The sequence below is a fragment of the Rhodococcus globerulus NBRC 14531 genome, assembly GCF_001894805.1.
GTDB lineage: Bacteria > Actinomycetota > Actinomycetes > Mycobacteriales > Mycobacteriaceae > Rhodococcus_F > Rhodococcus_F globerula.
Genome location: NZ_BCWX01000004.1, coordinates 70,181 through 87,151 on the forward strand (window position 1 = coordinate 70,181; position 16,971 = coordinate 87,151).

A 16,971-nucleotide genomic window follows, 5' to 3' on the forward strand; every position below is an offset into this window, starting at 1 on the left:
TCATACGACCAGCGATGCATCCCTCATTCCACTCTAGGTGCCCCTGATACCGCCCACTCTCCGGTGAAGACCGGTTCGCGCTTTTCCACGAAGGCTCGAACTGCGTCGGTAGCGTCCGTCGCGAAATTGACGGCCTGTGCCCTCGCCTCGTTGTCCAACGCCTCTCGTAAGGTCAGCGAGGTGTGCTGCTCGAGCATGGCAGCAGACTGACTCAATGCGGCAGGCGGACCGTCAGCCAACCGCTGCGCAAGTTCGGCCGTGTGTTCGTCGAGTTCGGCCGGTTCGACCAGATAGGTCACCAATCCGAGTTCGTAGGCTTCCCGTGCGTCGATCGTCTCGGCGAGCATCACCAAACGTTTGGCTTGCTGGACGCCGACCAGCCTCGGCAGGATCCACGACCCGCCGAAGTCGACGGACAACCCCCGTTTGGCAAAGATCTGACTGAACTTCGTACCCTGTGCCGCCACCACGAAGTCGCAGAGCAATGCCATGTTCCATCCGGCTCCGACCGCAAACCCTTCGACCTTCGCCACCAGGGGCTTGGCAAACTCACCCAGTGCGATCGCGGTTGCGTTGATGACTCGCATGCGATCGAGCGGGTGCGACGAGCCTCGCTTGTCGAGATCGGAGCCCGCACAGAAGGTGCCGCCCGCGCCGGTCAGGATCACGGAGCGAATCTGCGAGTCCTCCTGAAGTTCGTGCAGTGCCTCGCGCAGAGCGATCCAGGCCTCGAGGTCCAGGGCGTTGCGACGGTGTGGTCGGTCGAGCACGATCGTGGCAACAGCGCCGATGCGCTCGACACTGACGGCCGCACGCTCGATGGTTTCGGCACTCACGAGCCACTCCACACGGGAGAACGCTTCTCGGCAAATGCCGTGGCGCCTTCCTTGGCATCACGGGAAGCAAAGACCGGATCGATGAATTCGCGCTGCGCGACAAAAGCATCCGGGTCGGTGTACTTCGCGGACATCGCGAGGACCTGCTTGGTTGCTCGAACTGCCAATGGACCGTTTGCCGCCACCCGCGCCGCAAGTTCACGTGCGACCGCCAGTGCTTGTCCAGGTTCGGCGAGCCGATTGACCAGCCCGTGATGATGCGCCAACGTGGCGCTGAGCGGGTCACCGGTGATTGCGATCTCCATGGCCAGCTGATACGGCAGGATCTTGGGCAGACGCAGAAGACCGCCGGCGGCAGCGGCAAGCCCCCGCTTCACTTCGGGCAAGCCGAATTTCGCATCGGTAGACGCCACGATCAGGTCGGCCGCCAAGGCCAGTTCACAGCCGCCTGCCAGCGCCCAACCCTCGACTGCTGCGATCAGCGGCTTCGACGGCGGGGCCTCGGTCAATCCGGCAAATCCACGACCGGGGAGTGACGGCCGTTCTCCGCGCGCGAATCCCTTGAGATCCATACCGGCGCAGAAGGTTCCACCAGATCCGGTCAGAATGCCGATAGTGAGATCTGACCTCGCCTCGAACTCGTCGATCGCCGCAGCCAAGGCTTGTGCAAGTTCGAGGTTGACCGCATTCTTGGCCTCGGGTCGATTGAGTGTGATGACGGCGATGCCGTCGGCGAAGTCGGTGAGCACAACGCTCATGTTCGGTTCCTACTTCCGTGATGAGAATTTTTGAATGGTCACAGCGATCGAAGACTCCATCGCACGGGCGAACGGCCGGACGCGGTCACCCTCTCGCGCTTGGCCAACACAACCAGATGAGCGTGGGTTTCGCGGACTGCCAGGCGAAGTAGTCGCGGCGACATCTGATCGAACGGGCGAGACCAGGAGATCGTGCGCGACAGTTCCCAGGCCGTCGATTCGGGATCGGCCGCAACGGCCGCAACGATTTCCGACAGCCTCGCCTCGTGATGTCCCATCAACTGACGTGCGCGATCGGCGATCCCGCGGAATCGATACTCGTGTGCGGGCAGCACCTCGCATTCACCCAAGGCTGTTGTTGCCTCGAGTGAGAGCAGGTAGCGATGCAGCGGATTCTCGAGTTCACCGGGAACCGTGGAGATGTTCGGACTGATCCGCGGCAGCATGTGATCACCGCTGAACAACAAGCCCCTGTCCTCTTCCACGAAGCAGAGGTGTCCGGGTGTGTGCCCCGGCGTCCATTGCGCGCGGAGATTCCATCCCGGTAGATCGAGTGGATCTCCATCGCCCAGAACAACGTCGATTGATTCATGCTCGCCGAACCGCACCAGATCGACCCGAGACGCGTCGAGTACTGCAGTCGGCGCTCCGAGTTCGGACAGTTGCACATTCCAGCCGGTGATGTCCTCGCGTGTCTGCTCGGGACCGTGGTATCCGAGTAGCGTCGCATCAGCCACATGCATTGCCAGTGTTGCGCCGCTGACTTGTCGAAGACGCGGCGCCAGACCGAAGTGATCGGGATGCAGGTGTGTGATTGCCGCATACCGCACTTCGGAAACGTGGTAACCGATCGACGCTATGCCGTCCACGAGAGCCTGCCACGACTGTTCGTGATCCCAACCGACGTCGATGAGTGCAAGTCCATGATCGAGCGCGAGCGCGTAGACGAGCACGTAACGCAAGGGGTTGTCCGGCATAGGAACCGGAATCGACCACAAACCGTCCCGTACCTGTTCCACCGGCGGAAGAATGTTCTTCGCCCAGGCCTCGCGTTGTGCGACGCCGACGTCTTCGGTCACGATCACGATGCTTCTCCGCTCGCACTCAGCGTGGTTCGCAGGCTCGACTTGAGCAGTTTCCCGCTCGCATTGCGAGGTAGGGAGTCCACGAAATGGATCTGTCTGGGCTTCTTGTACGACGCCAACCTCGCTGCGCTGAAGGCGATCAGCTCGTCGACGCTTGGCATGTCGGCGCCGTCGACCAGTTTGATCACCGCGGTGACGGATTCACCCCAGCGCTTGTCGGGAACCCCGACAACTGCTACTTCGGCAACCGAAGGATGCTCGGCCAGAATGGATTCCACTTCGATCGGATAGACGTTCTCGCCGCCGGTGATGATCATGTCCTTGAGACGGTCGGTGACAAACAGGTAGCCCTCGTCGTCCAGGTGCCCGGCGTCGCCCGTTCGAAGAAAGCCGTCGTGCGTGAACAATTCGGCGCTTTCGCGTTCACGTCGCCAGTATCCGCGTGTGTTGTTTCTGCTGCGCGCGACAATTTCTCCGGATTCGTTGGGCGGCAACTCCTCGCCCGTCATGACGTCGCGAATGGAGATCTCCACGCCGATCATCGGCTTTCCCGCGGACCGCAGTAACCCGGAGCGAGGCCCACTGACGTGATGGTCGTAGGCACGAAGTACGGACACAGACCCCGTTGTTTCGGTCATCCCGTAGCGCTGAACAAACTTGCAGTTCAGGACATTCATAGCGTGAGCGAGGAGCGCCGGCGTGATCGGCGACGCCCCATACGCAACCACCTCCAAGCTGGACAGATCGAAACCCTCGAGAGTGGGCAGATCGACCAGTGTCTGAATTACCGCCGGTACCAGAAATGCGTGGGTGACATGGTGTGTTGCAATAGCTTCAGCCACCCGGGCCGGCGCCATGTCGCCGAGCAGAACCATCGGCACCCCGGCCGACAGACACGTACTCATCCAGCCGGCACCAGCGATGTGAAAGAGGGGAAGTGCGTCCAGAGCCACTGCATTCGAACCGAATTCGTACACCTCGAACCCCACGGGTTCGTTGTACAAATTCCGGTGTGTGGCCACGACGCCTTTGGGGCGGCCGGTGGTCCCGGAAGTGTACAGCTGCAGAACCGCGGTGTCCGGATCGTGCCCCAGTCCGGGGTCGATACCCGTCCCGGACGCCACGAACTCTGCCCAGGTTCGCGAATCTGTCACGCCCCCTTCATCTCCCACGGTAACAACCGTCACCTCCGGCAACACTGCGGAGATCGCGGCGGCCCCTACTGCGAACTCGTCGTCGACGATCAAGACGTCGAGTTCTGCGTCCTCGGCGACGTCCACGAGCTCCCGCGGACTGAGCCGCCAGTTCAACGGAATGAAGACCGCGCCCGCCTTTGCACACGCGATGAAAGTTTCCGCGCCTTCGAGGCCCATTCGCAGTAGTGCTCCGACACGAGCACCGCCATTGGAAACCCCCACAAGTGCACTCGCCAACGCATTGGTCTCGGCATCGAGATCGGCACACGTCAATGTCCGGTCGCCGCACGTGATCGCGGGGTCGGATGGTCGCGCCAACGCCGAGTGACGTATCCGGTTGGGCAGGTGAAGCTCGCTCACATCATGCTCCTGAGATTCGGCGGTACTGGAACAGTCGACCATCGCTATGGCCCGCGCCACAAAGACGAGTAGGCGCACCGAGCCATAGCTCAGACCTATATCGGCAGGTCGAAGGATGTCATCACAGTCGAGACGGCATCATCTGGGAGAATTCGTCAGATGCAGGCACCCGGGATGGACATTCGCAGCGCGCAGTACCTCGTTGCCGTTGTCGATCACGGCGGTGTCACCGCCGCCGCGAACGCACTGCACATCTCCCAGCCGTCGCTGTCACAGGCGGTGCGCAATCTCGAACGGACTCTCGGTTCCACACTGTTCGAGCGCACTGCACGAGGCTTGATCCCCACCGCTGCCGGAGCAGCCGTCGCCGACGCTGCTCGGACACTACTGCGTGACGTCGCCAAGGCCGAGACCGCAGTCGCTGCGGTAATCGCACTGCAATCGGGTGAACTCACCATCGCTGTTCAATCCGACCTTGCGCTCGACTCGGTCGCCGATCTGGCTGGTCAGCTTCACCGCACCGCTCCGGGTATCACCTTCTCCACAACCGCGGCGCCCAGCGCCCACGAGGTGCTGGCCTTGGTCCGGTCGGGCAGGTGCGAACTCGGTTTTCTCGAACGCGATCTCGCGGACGGACCGTCGGACGGCCTTCTCGAGATCGAGACCAGCGCTCAGGAGATGGTTCTGTCGATCCCACCGGCACTTGCGGTCGACCTTCCCGAACCGGTGCCCCGCGCGCCGATCGGGGCCTTGCCCATGATCGTCGAAACACGGACAAGCCGTCGCAGCTACCCGGTCGGAGGCGACTGGGGCCTCGTCAACGTCGTCGCCGAGGTCCCCGATCGCCTGGCCGTTCGTGAGATGGTCGGCCACGGTGTCGGCGCCGCACTACTGCCCCGCTCCATCGCCGAGCAGGACTCCCCCGCGGCGAGCGTTCGATCGCTGGACCCACCAGTCATCCGACGGACACGCATCGTCTTTCGTGACGGTCCGTTGTCACCGGCTGCGGCGGCGCTGGTTTCGAATCTCCCTACCGCTCAGAGTCCTTCGACAAACATCTTCCCCAACGGTGACAATCTCTCCGGATCGAACTCGATGCCGTAGGTCAGCGAGATCACTGGATTCAACGGGAAAATCTCGGCCCCTGACGCAGCTGCACGTTCGGCAAGCGAACGTTCCATGAACGCCATACCCAAACCGGCGAGGACAAATTCCCCGACGGTTTCTCGCTGCGCAAGTTCTGTCGACATCCGTGTTCTGGCACCGGCAGCATGCAAGGAAGACTCGATGACGATCCGGGCCTGTGAGTGCTTCAGCACCCCGACCACGGGAAGATCAGGAAGCGCGGTCAACGAGACAGGCTCTCCCACAGTAGGTTTAATTCCACGTGGCCAGACCGAGAGCGGCGCCTGCGGGGGAAGAGCAAGCCAGTAGTCGTTCACTCCGATGACGTGTGTCGACAGTTCAGACATCTCCGGTGGCCAATAACTGAAAACCAGCTCGCACACCCCGTCAGCCAATACCTGTTCGGCGGTATCGCCGCGTGGGAGCTCGCTGACACGCACCGTGATTCCCGGGCAGCGTCGACGGAAATCGGCCACGATCCGCGCCACCGGCCCCTCCAGTCCCTGAGCGGCAGAGCAGATGTCCAGGCGGCCCTTTGGTTCGATATCCACCCCGATCGCAGCAGTGGACGCAGCTGCGCTACTTCGCATCATTTGCCGAGCGGGCCCGATCAGTGCGCGTCCGGCCGACGTCAAGACCAGACCCCGACCGACGCGGTGGAAGAGTTCGACGCCCAGTTCACGTTCGAGACCGCGAATACCTTGCGACAACGACGGCTTGGTCACCGACATGGACTGCGCCGCCGTCGCCAACGACATGGGCTGCGCTGCGCTCGCCAAGGACTCCCCGCCTGCAACGGCGAGAAAATACTCGATCTGACGTAGGTCCACCCGTCGACTTTACGACGGACACCAAAACGCGGTTCAGTTATACGAGCGCAACAGTCCCTTGCTGATGATCTGCTTCTGGATATCGCTGGTGCCCTCACCGATCAGCAGGAAGGGCGCCTCACGCATCAAGCGCTCGATCTCGTACTCCTTGGAGTACCCGTAACCGCCGTGAATACGGAAACTGTCCTGGGTGACTTCGGCACAGAACTCACTGGCCAGGTACTTCGCCATACCGGCAGCAACGTCGTTTCGTTCGCCCGAGTCCTTGAGCCGAGCCGCATTCACCATCATCAGGTGGGCCGCTTCGACTTTGGTACCCATCTCCGCGATACGGAACGCGATGGCCTGATGCTCGGCAATCGGCTTACCGAATGTCTCACGCTGCTTTGCATACGTCACCGCAAGTTCGAAAGCACGCTGCGCGATACCGCACGCACGCGCCGCCACATTCACTCGGCCGACCTCGACACCATCCATCATGTGCCGGAACCCGACGCCGGGCTTGCCACCGAGAACCGCGTCCGCGCTGATCTCGAAACCGTCGAAGACCATCTCGGTCGTGTCGATTCCCTTGTAGCCCATCTTCTCGATCTTGCCGGGGATGGTCAGGCCGGGAAGAACTTCACCGAACCCCGCAGGCTTCTCGATCAGCAACGTCGTCAGATTGTTGTGCGCCTTCTCCGCGCCTTCGTCCGTCTTCACGAGCACAGCCACCAGAGTGGACGAACCACCGTTCGTCAGCCACATCTTCTGCCCGTTCACCACGTAGTCGCCGGATTCGGTGCGTTTCGCCTTGGTCGAGATGGCGGCAACGTCGGAACCCAGAGCCGGCTCCGACATCGAGAAAGCACCGGTGAGCTCCCCGGTAGCCAGCCTCGGCAGGTAGTTCGCTTTCTGCTCCGGTGTCCCGTGCGCCGAAATCATGTGTGCCACTATGAAATGGGTGTTGATGACACCGGACACGCTCATCCAGCCGCGAGCCAATTCCTCGACGCACAGTGCGTACGTCAGGAGTGATTCTCCGATGCCACCGAACTCCTCGTCGATCGTCAGACCGAACAGACCCATGTCTTTCATCTGCTTGACGATGTCCGTCGGATACGTGTCGGTGTGCTCCAGTTCTTGCGCGGCGGGAATCACCACACGATCGACGAATTCCCGCACGGCACCGATGATGTCGATCTGCGTCTCGGTCAATCCTGCAGTCTGCGCCAAACGCGTCACTGTTCCACCTGTTCATCGAGGGAGATCCTCCGACCATTCAATCCCCGAAACGCAAAGGTGTCAAAGTTCGACAACCATACGAATGGTTAGGGAAAAACTATGTCCGAGCAGCACTTCTACCGCTGTTGACAACCACGGCGCGCGTGCTGAATATTCGAGGGCGCGCGTTCGTATTTCTCTAAACGCACCTTCCTCGTCCACACTCTCCCGACAGGCGCATTCCATGTATGACGCAGTCATCTGTGAACCCGTTCGTACGCCAGTAGGCGGCTTCGGCGGTGTCTTCAAAGACGTTCCGGTAACCACGCTTGCAGCCACCGTGATGCGGGGACTGATCGAGCGGACCGGACTCCAGTCCGCCGATATCGACGACGTGGTCTTCGGTCAGGGTTACGCAAACGGCGAGGCCGCTGCCATCGGGCGCATCGCAGCACTCGATGCCGGCCTGGATATCTCGGTTCCCGGCATTCAACTCGACCGCCGTTGCGGATCCGGTCTGCAGGCAATCATCTACGCGGCCATGCAGGTTCAGACCGGCATGAGTGACCTGGTGATCGCCGGCGGTGCCGAAAGCATGAGCGGCGTCGAATTCTATTCCAACGACATTCGTTGGGGTACGAAGAAACCCTCGGTGGAGTTCCACGACCGCCTGGCCAAGCCCCGCACGAACTCGGGAGGCGTCAATTTCCCGGTCGAAGGCGGCATGATCGAAACGGCCGAAAACCTGCGACGCGAATATGCGATCACACGCGACGAACAAGACCGCTACGCGCTTCGCTCGCACGAGCGTGCCGTGAACGCACAGGACAAGGGATACTTCGACGAGGAGATCATTCCTGTCACCGTCCCATCCCGCCGCGGCGACGCGAAAGTTGTTACCCAGGACGAGCATCCGCGTCGAGATGTGCAACTGTCCGACCTCGCCGCACTGCGCCCGCTGCGTAGCCGCGTCGACCCGGACGCGACCGTTACCGCCGGAAATGCCTGCGGGCAGAACGACGGCGGCGCGGCGGCCATCGTCACCACGCCCGCCAATGCCGAACGACTTGGATTGCGCCCCTTCGCGAAGCTGGTCAGCTGGGGCGTCACCGGCGTCGAACCGAACCGCATGGGCATCGGCCCCGTTTCTGCGGTGGCAAAAGCGCTCTCACGGGTCGATCTACAACTCTCCGACATCGATTTGATCGAAGTCAACGAGGCATTCGCCGCTCAGGTCCTCGCGTGCGCCCGCGCCTGGGGTCTGAGCGAGACGGATCTCCTCGAACGGTTCAACGTCAACGGTTCCGGCATCTCACTGGGCCACCCCGTCGGCGCTACCGGCGGACGAATCCTCGCGAACCTGCTGCGTGAACTCGACCGTCGCCAGGGCCGCTACGGAATCGAATCCATGTGCATCGGCGGCGGCCAGGGCATCGCCGCGGTCTTCGAAAACCTACGACGATAAAACGTTGGGGCGCTATCCGATCGATCCGTCTCGGTGAAGGTCGGCGATCTGATCGGCCGTGCGCCCCAACTCCGTCAGAATCGACTCGGTGTGCTGACCAAGGGAGGGCACATCACCCATCTTCATTTCCACGTCGGAGAAGGTCATCGGGGGTAGCACAGCGTCGATGGGCCCAACTTCTGTTCCCACGGATCGCCACCGCGAACGCTCGTCCAGCTGAGGGTGTTTCAGCAATCCGCCCATGTCGTTCAACGCTGCTGCGGGCACACCGGCAGCGGCCAGACGCTTATCCAGTTCTGCGGTCGAATACAGCCGCGAGAGTGATCCGACCATCTCATCCACCTCGGCTCGATTCTCGACCCGGACGATATTGGTGGCATATCGCGGATGATCCACCAGATCTTCCCGCCCGAAGACGTCAACCATGAGCGTCCGCCATCCGCGCTCATTCTGGACTCCGATGAGGATCTCACCATCCGACGTCGGGAACGAATCGTACGGAACGATGGCCGCATGCCCGAGCCCGACTCGCGGAATCTGCTTGTCCGCATACATTTTCATGTACATCGGGTGGCCGAGCCACTCGACGGTCGCGTCGAACATCGACACGTCGACCGTTGCGCCTTTGCCAGTTCTCTCCCGACGGAACAAGGCACCCAGTATCGATGTCAGCGCGTACATCCCGGCTGCGATGTCGGAAACCGGAACACCCGTTTTCGTAGCCGTCTCGGGTGTTCCGGTCACCGAGATCATTCCGGTCTCGGCCTGCACCAACATGTCGTACGCCTTGCGCTCACGACGTGGTCCGGCGCTGCCGTATCCCGACATGTTGATCACGATGAGCCGAGGGAACTCTGCTCGGAGCGTGTCCGCACCGAAGCCCAGTCGATCTGCAGCATCCGGGGCGAGGTTCTGCAAGAAGACGTCGGCTTCCGCGATGAGATCGAGCACGACTCGACGGCCGGACTCCGACTTGACGTCGACGGCAATCGATTCCTTGGAACGATTGAGCCACACGAAGTGCGAGCCCTGACCGCGCACCGCGTCGTCGTAGTGACGAGCGAAGTCGCCCTCACCCACCCGCTCGATCTTGATCACGCGAGCACCCATGTCCGCGAGATGCCGACTGGCGAGCGGCGCCGCAACGGCCTGTTCCAACGCCACCACGGTAATCCCGTCGAGTGGGAGATCCGAATGCGACTGTCCCATGTCAGAGTCCATTCCTGAATTGAAGCACGCGCCTCAGATGTGGCGCCCGCCCGTAATTTCCAGGACGGTACCGGTCAGGTAGCTCGACATATCACTCGCGAGGAACACCACCACGGACGCAACCTCGGACGGTTCCGCGGCACGACCCATCGGAATTTCGGCCAGCTTGCTGTTCCAGACGCGCTCCGGCATCGCTTCGGTCATCGCAGTGCGAATCAGTCCGGGCTGGACGGCATTGACCCGAACATTCTTGAACGCAACCTCTTTGGCAGCAGCCTTCGTGAGACCGACGATTCCGGCTTTGGCGGCCGAGTAGTTGGTCTGACCCAACATGCCGACCTTGCCTGAGATCGACGAGATGTTCACGATCGATCCCGTCTCACGCTCACGCATGCGGGCCGCGGCTGCGCGAGTTCCGTTCCAGGCACCCTTGAGGTGGACGGCAATCACGTCGTCGAAGTCCTGCTCCGTCATGTTCCGCATTGTCGCGTCACGTGTCATGCCGGCATTGTTGACCATGACATCGACTGGGCCGAAAGCGCTTTCAGCTAGATCGAGCATTGCCTCGACCTGGTCGGAATGGCGAACGTCGCACGAGATGAACCGCGCCACGGAGTCGCCACCGAGCTCAGCTGCGGCAGCGACGCCGACAGTCTCGTTGATATCGCCGATCACCACGGTGGCGCCTTCTTTGATAAAGGTTCGGGCAATTTCGAACCCGATACCCTGTGCACCCCCGGTCACTACTGTCACCTTGCCGTCCAACAGTCCCATGTCCACTCCATTCGTCAGTTGAAGAAAGTACGTGCTGTATTACTTCGCTGGCTTCTTCCCTTGCGACACAAGACCGCCGCCGAGTATCAACCGCTGAATTTCACTGGTTCCCTCGTACAGGCGCAGCAACCGCACTTCCCGATAGATCCGTTCGACAGGAACGCCCCGCATGTACCCGCTGCCACCGTGGATCTGGACAGCGAGGTCAGCTACGTTTCCGACCATCTCGGTGCAGTAGAGCTTTGCCGCAGACGGTCCGAGTCGACGGTCCTCGCCGCTGACGTAGCGCGCCGCAACCTCACGGACCATTGCCCGACCGGCCATCACACCTACTTGTTGATCTGCAAGCATCGCTTGGACCAATTGGAAGTCACCGATCACAGTCCCACCCTGTTCCGTGACAGTGGCAAAGGCGACAGATTCGTCGAGGGCGCGCTGGGCTGCTCCCACCGACAATGCGGCAATATGAACGCGTCCACGTGCCAAGGAAGTCATGGCAGCGCGATATCCGGTGTCTTCGTCGCCCCCGACCAGGGCCGATGCAGGGACGCGCACGTTGTCGAAGCTGACCTCGGAGGTCCAGGCACCTTCCTGACCCATCTTCTTGTCCTTCGGCCCCACCGTGACACCTTCGGTATCGGCCGGGACCAGGAAGACAGCGATACCGGGACCGTCGGAGTCGGCCGGACGCGTGCGTGCGAACACGACAAACAGTTGCGCTGTCGGGGCATTGGTGATGAACCGCTTGTTGCCGTTGATCACCCAGTCGCTCCCGGCGCGGACTGCCTTGGTCCGCAGGCCGGCGGGGTTGGATCCCGCGCCCGGTTCGGTCAGTGCGAAGGACGCGACTACCTCACCCGACGCGATGCGTTCGAGCCATTCCGCCTTCTGCTCATCGGTGCCGAAGCCGACGAGTACCTGTCCGGCGATGCCGTTGTTGGTGCCGAACATCGAGCGCAGAGCAAGCGACGTGTACCCGAACTCCATCGCGAGTTCGACGTCTTGCGTGAGGTCGAGGCCCAGACCACCCCATTCCTGGGGAATGGCGTAACCGAACAGTCCGATATCGGCGGCCTTCTTCCGGATGTCCTCCGGAATTGCATCGGTATCGGCTATCTCCTGCTCACGAGGGACAACTTCCTTCCGGATGAATTCCCTTGCCGTCGCCAAGATATCGGCGAAGTCGTCCGCGTCGACCTGCATACCCACCACTCACCTTGCTCGTTCCACGTTAATGCGTCTTCCGAAGTCAATCCGGTCGAGCATTATGAGTCAAAGACTTGAAAACGAACCGAAGGTAAGGCGATGCCTATATCGGCGCTATCGAATCGATCAGGCCCCAGTCGAGCGCACGCTCCGTATTGATCGCAGCACCGGAGAGAAACAGGTGGTAGGAGCGCCAACGCCCGATCCGGCGCGGGATGGACACAGTGCCACCCGCTCCCGGAATCAAGCCCATCGAGATCTCAGGCAGGCGGAACACCGTATCCGGGTGCGCACACACATCGGCGGCAAAGGCCGGCACCTCGATGCCCGCTCCCACGCAACTTCCGTGAACCTGTACCTCGATTCGATCGGACAGGCGCGCCATCAGCCGCGCGGCTCCCGATCGGGTTCGAATCAGATGCGCGATCGCCAGATCCGGAGTGGTGCCGAACTCGTCGAGATCACCTCCCGCGGAGAACGACGGCCCAGCGCCGTCGAGCAGCACCTTCTCGATGCCGGGGTCCATCACGGCGACCTGTAATGCTGCGACCAGCCCGTCACGCACCTGCGCCCCGTAAGCGTTCCGACGTTCCGGGCGGTTGAGCGTGATGTGTAACAACGCATCTCGACGCTCGATCAGCACCGGTTCCTGCGGAGCTGGGGGCGGCAGCGGCCGTGGTCCTCGACCAGTGAGCCACCGCTTGAAGTCCGGAGTGCCCAACAGCGTCGAGTAGGCCAGGGATTCCACGTCAAGCGCTGCTGGGATCGACAGGTTTTCACCCAACCGCAGAACCTGCGATGCAACAACTGATGCATAAGGATTTTCTTGGAAGCGGTCGAAGACAGATGCCAGTTCAGCGTCGGGATCTTCGACACCCACAAACTCTCGGACGTTCTCGGTCAATACCGTCGACACCGTCGAGTCGAGCGACCGCGCCAGTGTTCTTGTTGCGGCATCCGGTGTACGGCCCGTGTACCGCCCGAGAACAACACGGTCGGACCTGAGGACTTTTGCCGACACCGCACGGGCTTCGTCCTCTGAGAACTCCTCGTCCAGGTCGACCACGACCACTGGATTATCAAGTGCGCCACCGTCTGCAAGAAGTGGAAGATCGATCCTGCCGTCGAGAATGTCCTGCGGCGACAGCGCGTGCATCTGGTTGACCATCTTCATCCTTCTCGAGCGCCGAATCATTGCTCGGCTTCCTGCACCCGACGGCAGTTCTGCACGCGGGATACCTTTTCCGGTAATACTTTTCGGAGTGTAACATCGGAGAATGTTTGCCTGGCCCGACGACGCGGATGAGGACCGCCGCGTCCTCGACTGGCTCGGCAGCGGGATAGTGCCACTCACCGGCTCGCCCGACGAATCTCCCCGAATTCCCCCGGGAAACGCCGCCACCCTGGCACGGCACCTCGGTGAATTCATCAACGGCAACGAAGACGGAGCCCGCTTTCTTTCCGAACGCGCGGCATTCACCGGATTCACCCGCAGCGGTTCAATCTCTCTCGGAGGCAGTTGCCGCCTCCTCCCTACACAGGACGGCTGGGCAGCCGTGTCCTGTGCCCGACCGGACGACCCGATTCTGCTCGGTGCACTGATCTCCGCGGAGATCGATGATGATCCCTGGCCGGCGGTCAGTGCCTGGTTAGCCGAACACCCCGGAGCCGAGTTGGCCGAGCGCGCAGCCTTACTCGGGTTGGCGGCTGCCCCGGTCGCACGCCCAACTGCGTCAGTTCCCGCGCCCACTACCCGGCGATCGGTCAAGGATCTGCTTGTTGTCGACTTCAGTGCACTGTGGGCGGGTCCTCTGTGCTCACACCTACTCGGAGCCGCGGGCGCGCGGGTCGTCAAGGTGGAGACCCCGACCAGGCCGGACGGAGCACGTCGCGGTAACAGCGAGTTCTACGAACTACTGCATGCCGGGCACGAGTCCGTCGTCCTCGATCCGAGTGCCGCTCCCGACAGGTCGGCGCTGGCGCAGCTCGTGGAACGCGCAGACATCGTTATCGAGGCGTCGCGGCCACGCGCACTCGCGGGCTTCGGGCTCGACGCAGAAGCTGCGGCCGCATCCGGTACCACCTGGATCTCCATCACTGCGGCAGGAAGAAACTCCGCTCGCATCGGATTCGGTGACGACATCGCAGCATCAAGTGGTCTTGTTGCACAAGATAATTCAGGTGCGCCCGTATTTGTCGGCGACGCGATAGCCGATCCCCTGAGCGGACTCATGGCAGCCGCCCTCGCCATGTCGGAGACGCCCACCGGCGCAGGATACCTCTGGGACCTCTCGATGGCCGACCTCGTCGCGTCGACGCTCACCCACGGAACCGATGCTCCGTTGCCGCCATCGTGCACTGTGGCTATTCCGGAGAAACGCCAGTACGTCGGCAGTGCGTCCACCTCCGGCTCTGACACACACGCCGTTCTCCGCGGCCTCGGAATCGTCGCCCCGTGAACCATCTGCTGATCACCAATTGTTCTGTCGGTGGCCGTCACAGCCTCGACATTCGCATCACGGGCGGCGTGATCACGGAGATCGGCCGCGGACTGACTCGCCACGGCGAGGACGTCCTCGACGCCTACGGCAATCAGATCATTCCCGGCCTGTGTGATCACCACATCCACCTACATGCGCTGGCTGCCCGACGCAGTTCCGTGGAATGTGGCCCGCCGGCCGTCCGAAATTCCGGAGAACTAGCTGCCGCACTACAGGTTTCACCAGGTTCCGACGGCTGGGTGCGAGGTGTCGGATACTTCGAATCGGTAGCGGGCGATCTCGATCGCGATGCCCTCGATCATCTTCACGCATCACGACCTGTTCGTATCCAACATCGCAGTGGCGCAATGTGGGTGCTCAACACAGCGGGCGTCGTTGCAGCCGGATTGGAACAGGCTGACCATCCCGGTATCGAACGCGATGCAGCCGGAAAACCAACCGGCCGAGTGTGGCGCGCAGATTCCTGGCTCCGAGCACGGATTCCGGGAAATGCCCCACCACCGTTACGCGATGTGGGAACCGAACTGTCGCGACTCGGCGTCACAGCGGTAACTGATGCAACGCCGGACCTCGCTCCGGAAAGCATCGAATCCATCTGCGCAGCAATGTCTTCGCGCGAACTACCCCAACGGGTCCATCTCCTCGGCGTGCCACTGGGTGTCTCACTGCCGTCGACGGAACCAACCGTCGGCCCGTACAAGATCGTGCTTGCCGATTCCGGACTTCCCGATCTCGAACAGCTTGCCGCCGTTATCGAGTCCGCACACTCCATCGGGCGAGCGATTGCAGCACACAGTGTCAGCCGCGAAGCTCTGCTGATCTTGCTCTCCGTACTCGGCGAAATCGGCACGATCCCTGGTGACCGGATCGAACACGGCGCATTGATTCCGATCGAATCCATTTCCGAGATCAACCGCCTCGGTTTAGCTGTCGTAACCCAGCCGGGGTTCATTGCCGACCGAGGCGACGACTACCTCGAACATGTTGCTGCCATCGACCACCAGGATTTGTACCGTTGCCGATCCTTGCTGGATGCATCTGTTCCGGTGGCGTTTTCGAGCGACGCACCGTACGGACCACTCGACCCGTGGGCAGTTATCGCAGCGTCACAGGCGCGGTTGACACCCGCGGGCACTGTTCTGGGCGATGCGGAGACAATCGACTACAACACCGCACTGGACGCCTATCTCGGCCGTCCCGGGGATCCAGGCGGCCCACCGCGCCGGGTAAAAGTCGGCGCAGCGGGCGACCTGGTTCTGATCTCCCGCTCGCAGCCGCCGTCAGTACTCGCCACCGTCATAGCTGGTAGACGGGTTTACTGAGGGCAGACCTGCAGTCGGCCCTACTTGATGAGAATTGCCTGATCGTAGGTCACCGCGGGTGCCGGCTGGAGCACATTGACCGCCGTGAGGGCGTCCACCGTTCGCTGGAAATCCTCCGGAGAGATGGCCGCGTCCAGCACCGAGAAGTTTTCACGAATCCGATCGACCGCGTCGGCCGGGACGTCCTTGCCCACAGCCTCGACGATCAGCTTGTTCACTGCTTCGGCATTTGCCGGATCGTTCATGTAGTCGTATGCCTTGTCCATCGCCGCACAGAAAGATGCCGACGTCTGCGGGTTCGCCTCGACCCACGTGCGTCGACTCTGCCAGAATGCGCCCAGGAGTTGGTAGTTGGGGAGTTCACCTGACAGCTCTGCCAGCTCGATCGCATCACCCTTGGCTACCAGCGTCTCCGACGTCGGCGTTACGGCCATCGCCGCGTCAACCTGGCCGGCAATAAGTGCTGCCTGGGCGGTACTGCCGGAACCGATGTTGACCAACGTGTAGTCGCCGTCGTTCAACCCGAAGGAGGCCAGTGTCTGCACCATCAGGTTCGATGTTCCGGTGCCCGCGGCCGCGGGCATACCTAATGTCTTGCCCCGAAGCGACTTCAGGACGTCCTCGGCGCTCGCCCCGGTTGCCGAGGAAGGCAAGCTCGAGCCCTTCGGCGCAATGATCGAGGTTGGTACCGGACCCGAACCGCCACATGACGTTACGGCGTCCTGTCCCTGTTGCACGGCGGCGAGTGCCTGACTCGGCGAAGAAGGACCAAAATCCTCGACGCCGCTCGCCAGGAGCTGGTTGTGTCCCATTCCGGACGGAGCCGGGCTGACGGTCACGTCGAGTTTTGCGTCGGCAAAGTAGCCTTCCTGCTCCGCTGCCGCCAACGGAATTCCCCAGATTCCTCCGGGTGTAATCGACACATTGACCTTTGCCGCTGAACCGTCCGTCGTATCCCCGGTGTCGCCGCTGCTCGATCCACAGGCAACCAAGGACAGACCCAACAACGCTGCAGTGGACATACGAACAAAACCTGCACGCATCGCGAACCTCCAAATTTCAGTTACCTGAACAGGTGGCCCAGGTATGACATTAATCATA

Annotated in this window: 15 protein-coding genes; 4 read left to right on the forward strand and 11 right to left on the reverse strand. The window is 61.8% G+C overall.

The genetic code is table 11. The features are described from left to right. Positions 1-23 precede the first annotated feature (23 nt). From RG2_RS20825 to RG2_RS20840, 4 genes are read right to left on the reverse strand one after another with little or no spacing between them, the layout of a single operon-like run. Entirely contained in the window at positions 24-836 is an 813-nt protein-coding gene (locus RG2_RS20825) for an enoyl-CoA hydratase/isomerase family protein (RefSeq protein WP_033233814.1), read from the reverse strand. Further along, positions 833-1,594, reverse strand: coding sequence for a crotonase/enoyl-CoA hydratase family protein (locus RG2_RS20830; protein WP_033233296.1), 762 nt, complete (start codon positions 1,592-1,594; stop codon positions 833-835). Before RG2_RS20830 ends, RG2_RS20825 begins: the two co-directional genes overlap by 4 nt. 38 nt (positions 1,595-1,632) lie before the next feature. Next, positions 1,633-2,679: an MBL fold metallo-hydrolase gene (locus tag RG2_RS20835; protein WP_033233299.1), complete on the reverse strand. Its 1,047-nt coding sequence runs from the start codon at positions 2,677-2,679 to the stop codon at positions 1,633-1,635. After that, positions 2,676-4,235 carry an AMP-binding protein gene (locus tag RG2_RS20840; RefSeq protein ID WP_033233815.1) on the reverse strand — a complete coding sequence of 520 codons (1,560 nt, stop codon included), beginning with the start codon at positions 4,233-4,235 and terminating at the stop codon, positions 2,676-2,678. Before RG2_RS20840 ends, RG2_RS20835 begins: the two co-directional genes overlap by 4 nt. A gap of 159 nt (positions 4,236-4,394) precedes the next feature. Here RG2_RS20840 and RG2_RS20845 point away from each other — a divergent pair, with 159 nt between their 5' ends. Further along, the gene (locus RG2_RS20845) at positions 4,395-5,339 is read left to right on the forward strand and encodes a LysR family transcriptional regulator (protein WP_033233301.1); all 945 of its coding nucleotides are present in this window, start codon (positions 4,395-4,397) and stop codon (positions 5,337-5,339) included. Here RG2_RS20845 and RG2_RS20850 read toward each other — a convergent pair. Then, the gene (locus RG2_RS20850; protein ID WP_033233303.1) at positions 5,273-6,190 is read right to left on the reverse strand and encodes a LysR family transcriptional regulator; all 918 of its coding nucleotides are present in this window, start codon (positions 6,188-6,190) and stop codon (positions 5,273-5,275) included. The genes RG2_RS20845 and RG2_RS20850 overlap by 67 nt on opposite strands. A 33-nt stretch (positions 6,191-6,223) precedes the next feature. Further along, complete coding sequence (locus tag RG2_RS20855) at positions 6,224-7,414, reverse strand: acyl-CoA dehydrogenase family protein (RefSeq protein WP_033233305.1); 1,191 nt, start codon at positions 7,412-7,414, stop codon at positions 6,224-6,226. Between the two features lie 223 nt (positions 7,415-7,637). Between RG2_RS20855 and RG2_RS20860 the strand changes: the two genes are divergently transcribed. Further along, positions 7,638-8,858, forward strand: coding sequence for an acetyl-CoA C-acetyltransferase (locus RG2_RS20860; RefSeq protein ID WP_033233307.1), 1,221 nt, complete (start codon positions 7,638-7,640; stop codon positions 8,856-8,858). A gap of 12 nt (positions 8,859-8,870) precedes the next feature. Here the strand turns inward: RG2_RS20860 and RG2_RS20865 are convergent, their stop codons facing one another. The 4 genes from RG2_RS20865 to RG2_RS20880 all read right to left on the reverse strand — a co-directional run bounded on the left by RG2_RS20865 (position 8,871) and on the right by RG2_RS20880 (position 13,215). Further along, positions 8,871-10,079, reverse strand: a complete 1,209-nt coding sequence (locus RG2_RS20865) for a CaiB/BaiF CoA transferase family protein (protein WP_371851327.1) — start codon at positions 10,077-10,079, stop codon at positions 8,871-8,873. Positions 10,080-10,100: 21 nt separating this feature from the next. Beyond that, positions 10,101-10,841 carry a 3-oxoacyl-ACP reductase FabG gene (gene fabG / locus RG2_RS20870; protein ID WP_033233311.1) on the reverse strand — a complete coding sequence of 247 codons (741 nt, stop codon included), beginning with the start codon at positions 10,839-10,841 and terminating at the stop codon, positions 10,101-10,103. 39 nt (positions 10,842-10,880) lie between these two features. Further along, positions 10,881-12,044 carry an acyl-CoA dehydrogenase family protein gene (locus tag RG2_RS20875; protein ID WP_033233816.1) on the reverse strand — a complete coding sequence of 388 codons (1,164 nt, stop codon included), beginning with the start codon at positions 12,042-12,044 and terminating at the stop codon, positions 10,881-10,883. A 106-nt stretch (positions 12,045-12,150) separates the two neighbouring features. Continuing rightward, complete coding sequence (locus RG2_RS20880) at positions 12,151-13,215, reverse strand: enoyl-CoA hydratase/isomerase family protein (RefSeq protein ID WP_033233817.1); 1,065 nt, start codon at positions 13,213-13,215, stop codon at positions 12,151-12,153. 109 nt (positions 13,216-13,324) lie between these two features. Here RG2_RS20880 and RG2_RS20885 point away from each other — a divergent pair, with 109 nt between their 5' ends. Further along, positions 13,325-14,506, forward strand: coding sequence for a CoA transferase (locus RG2_RS20885; RefSeq protein ID WP_033233313.1), 1,182 nt, complete (start codon positions 13,325-13,327; stop codon positions 14,504-14,506). Then, positions 14,503-15,870 (forward strand): amidohydrolase family protein, encoded by a 1,368-nt coding sequence (locus tag RG2_RS20890; protein ID WP_033233315.1) that lies wholly within the window; start codon positions 14,503-14,505, stop codon positions 15,868-15,870. Before RG2_RS20885 ends, RG2_RS20890 begins: the two co-directional genes overlap by 4 nt. 20 nt (positions 15,871-15,890) lie before the next feature. On the opposite strand, the gene RG2_RS20895 is transcribed toward RG2_RS20890, so the two are convergent. Beyond that, positions 15,891-16,913, reverse strand: a complete 1,023-nt coding sequence (locus tag RG2_RS20895; RefSeq protein ID WP_033233317.1) for an ABC transporter substrate-binding protein — start codon at positions 16,911-16,913, stop codon at positions 15,891-15,893. Positions 16,914-16,971: the final 58 nt, after the last annotated feature.

Coding starts and splice junctions, on each gene's coding strand:
- RG2_RS20860 (WP_033233307.1), top strand. CDS start 7,638: ATGTATGACGCAGTCATCTGTGAACCCGTTCGTACGCCAGTAGGCGGC.
- RG2_RS20830 (WP_033233296.1), bottom strand. CDS start 1,594: ATGAGCGTTGTGCTCACCGACTTCGCCGACGGCATCGCCGTCATCACA.
- RG2_RS20885 (WP_033233313.1), top strand. CDS start 13,325: ATGTTTGCCTGGCCCGACGACGCGGATGAGGACCGCCGCGTCCTCGAC.
- RG2_RS20880 (WP_033233817.1), bottom strand. CDS start 13,215: ATGGTCAACCAGATGCACGCGCTGTCGCCGCAGGACATTCTCGACGGC.
- fabG (WP_033233311.1), bottom strand. CDS start 10,841: ATGGGACTGTTGGACGGCAAGGTGACAGTAGTGACCGGGGGTGCACAG.
- RG2_RS20865 (WP_371851327.1), bottom strand. CDS start 10,079: ATGGACTCTGACATGGGACAGTCGCATTCGGATCTCCCACTCGACGGG.
- RG2_RS20875 (WP_033233816.1), bottom strand. CDS start 12,044: ATGCAGGTCGACGCGGACGACTTCGCCGATATCTTGGCGACGGCAAGG.
- RG2_RS20845 (WP_033233301.1), top strand. CDS start 4,395: ATGCAGGCACCCGGGATGGACATTCGCAGCGCGCAGTACCTCGTTGCC.
- RG2_RS20895 (WP_033233317.1), bottom strand. CDS start 16,913: ATGCGTGCAGGTTTTGTTCGTATGTCCACTGCAGCGTTGTTGGGTCTG.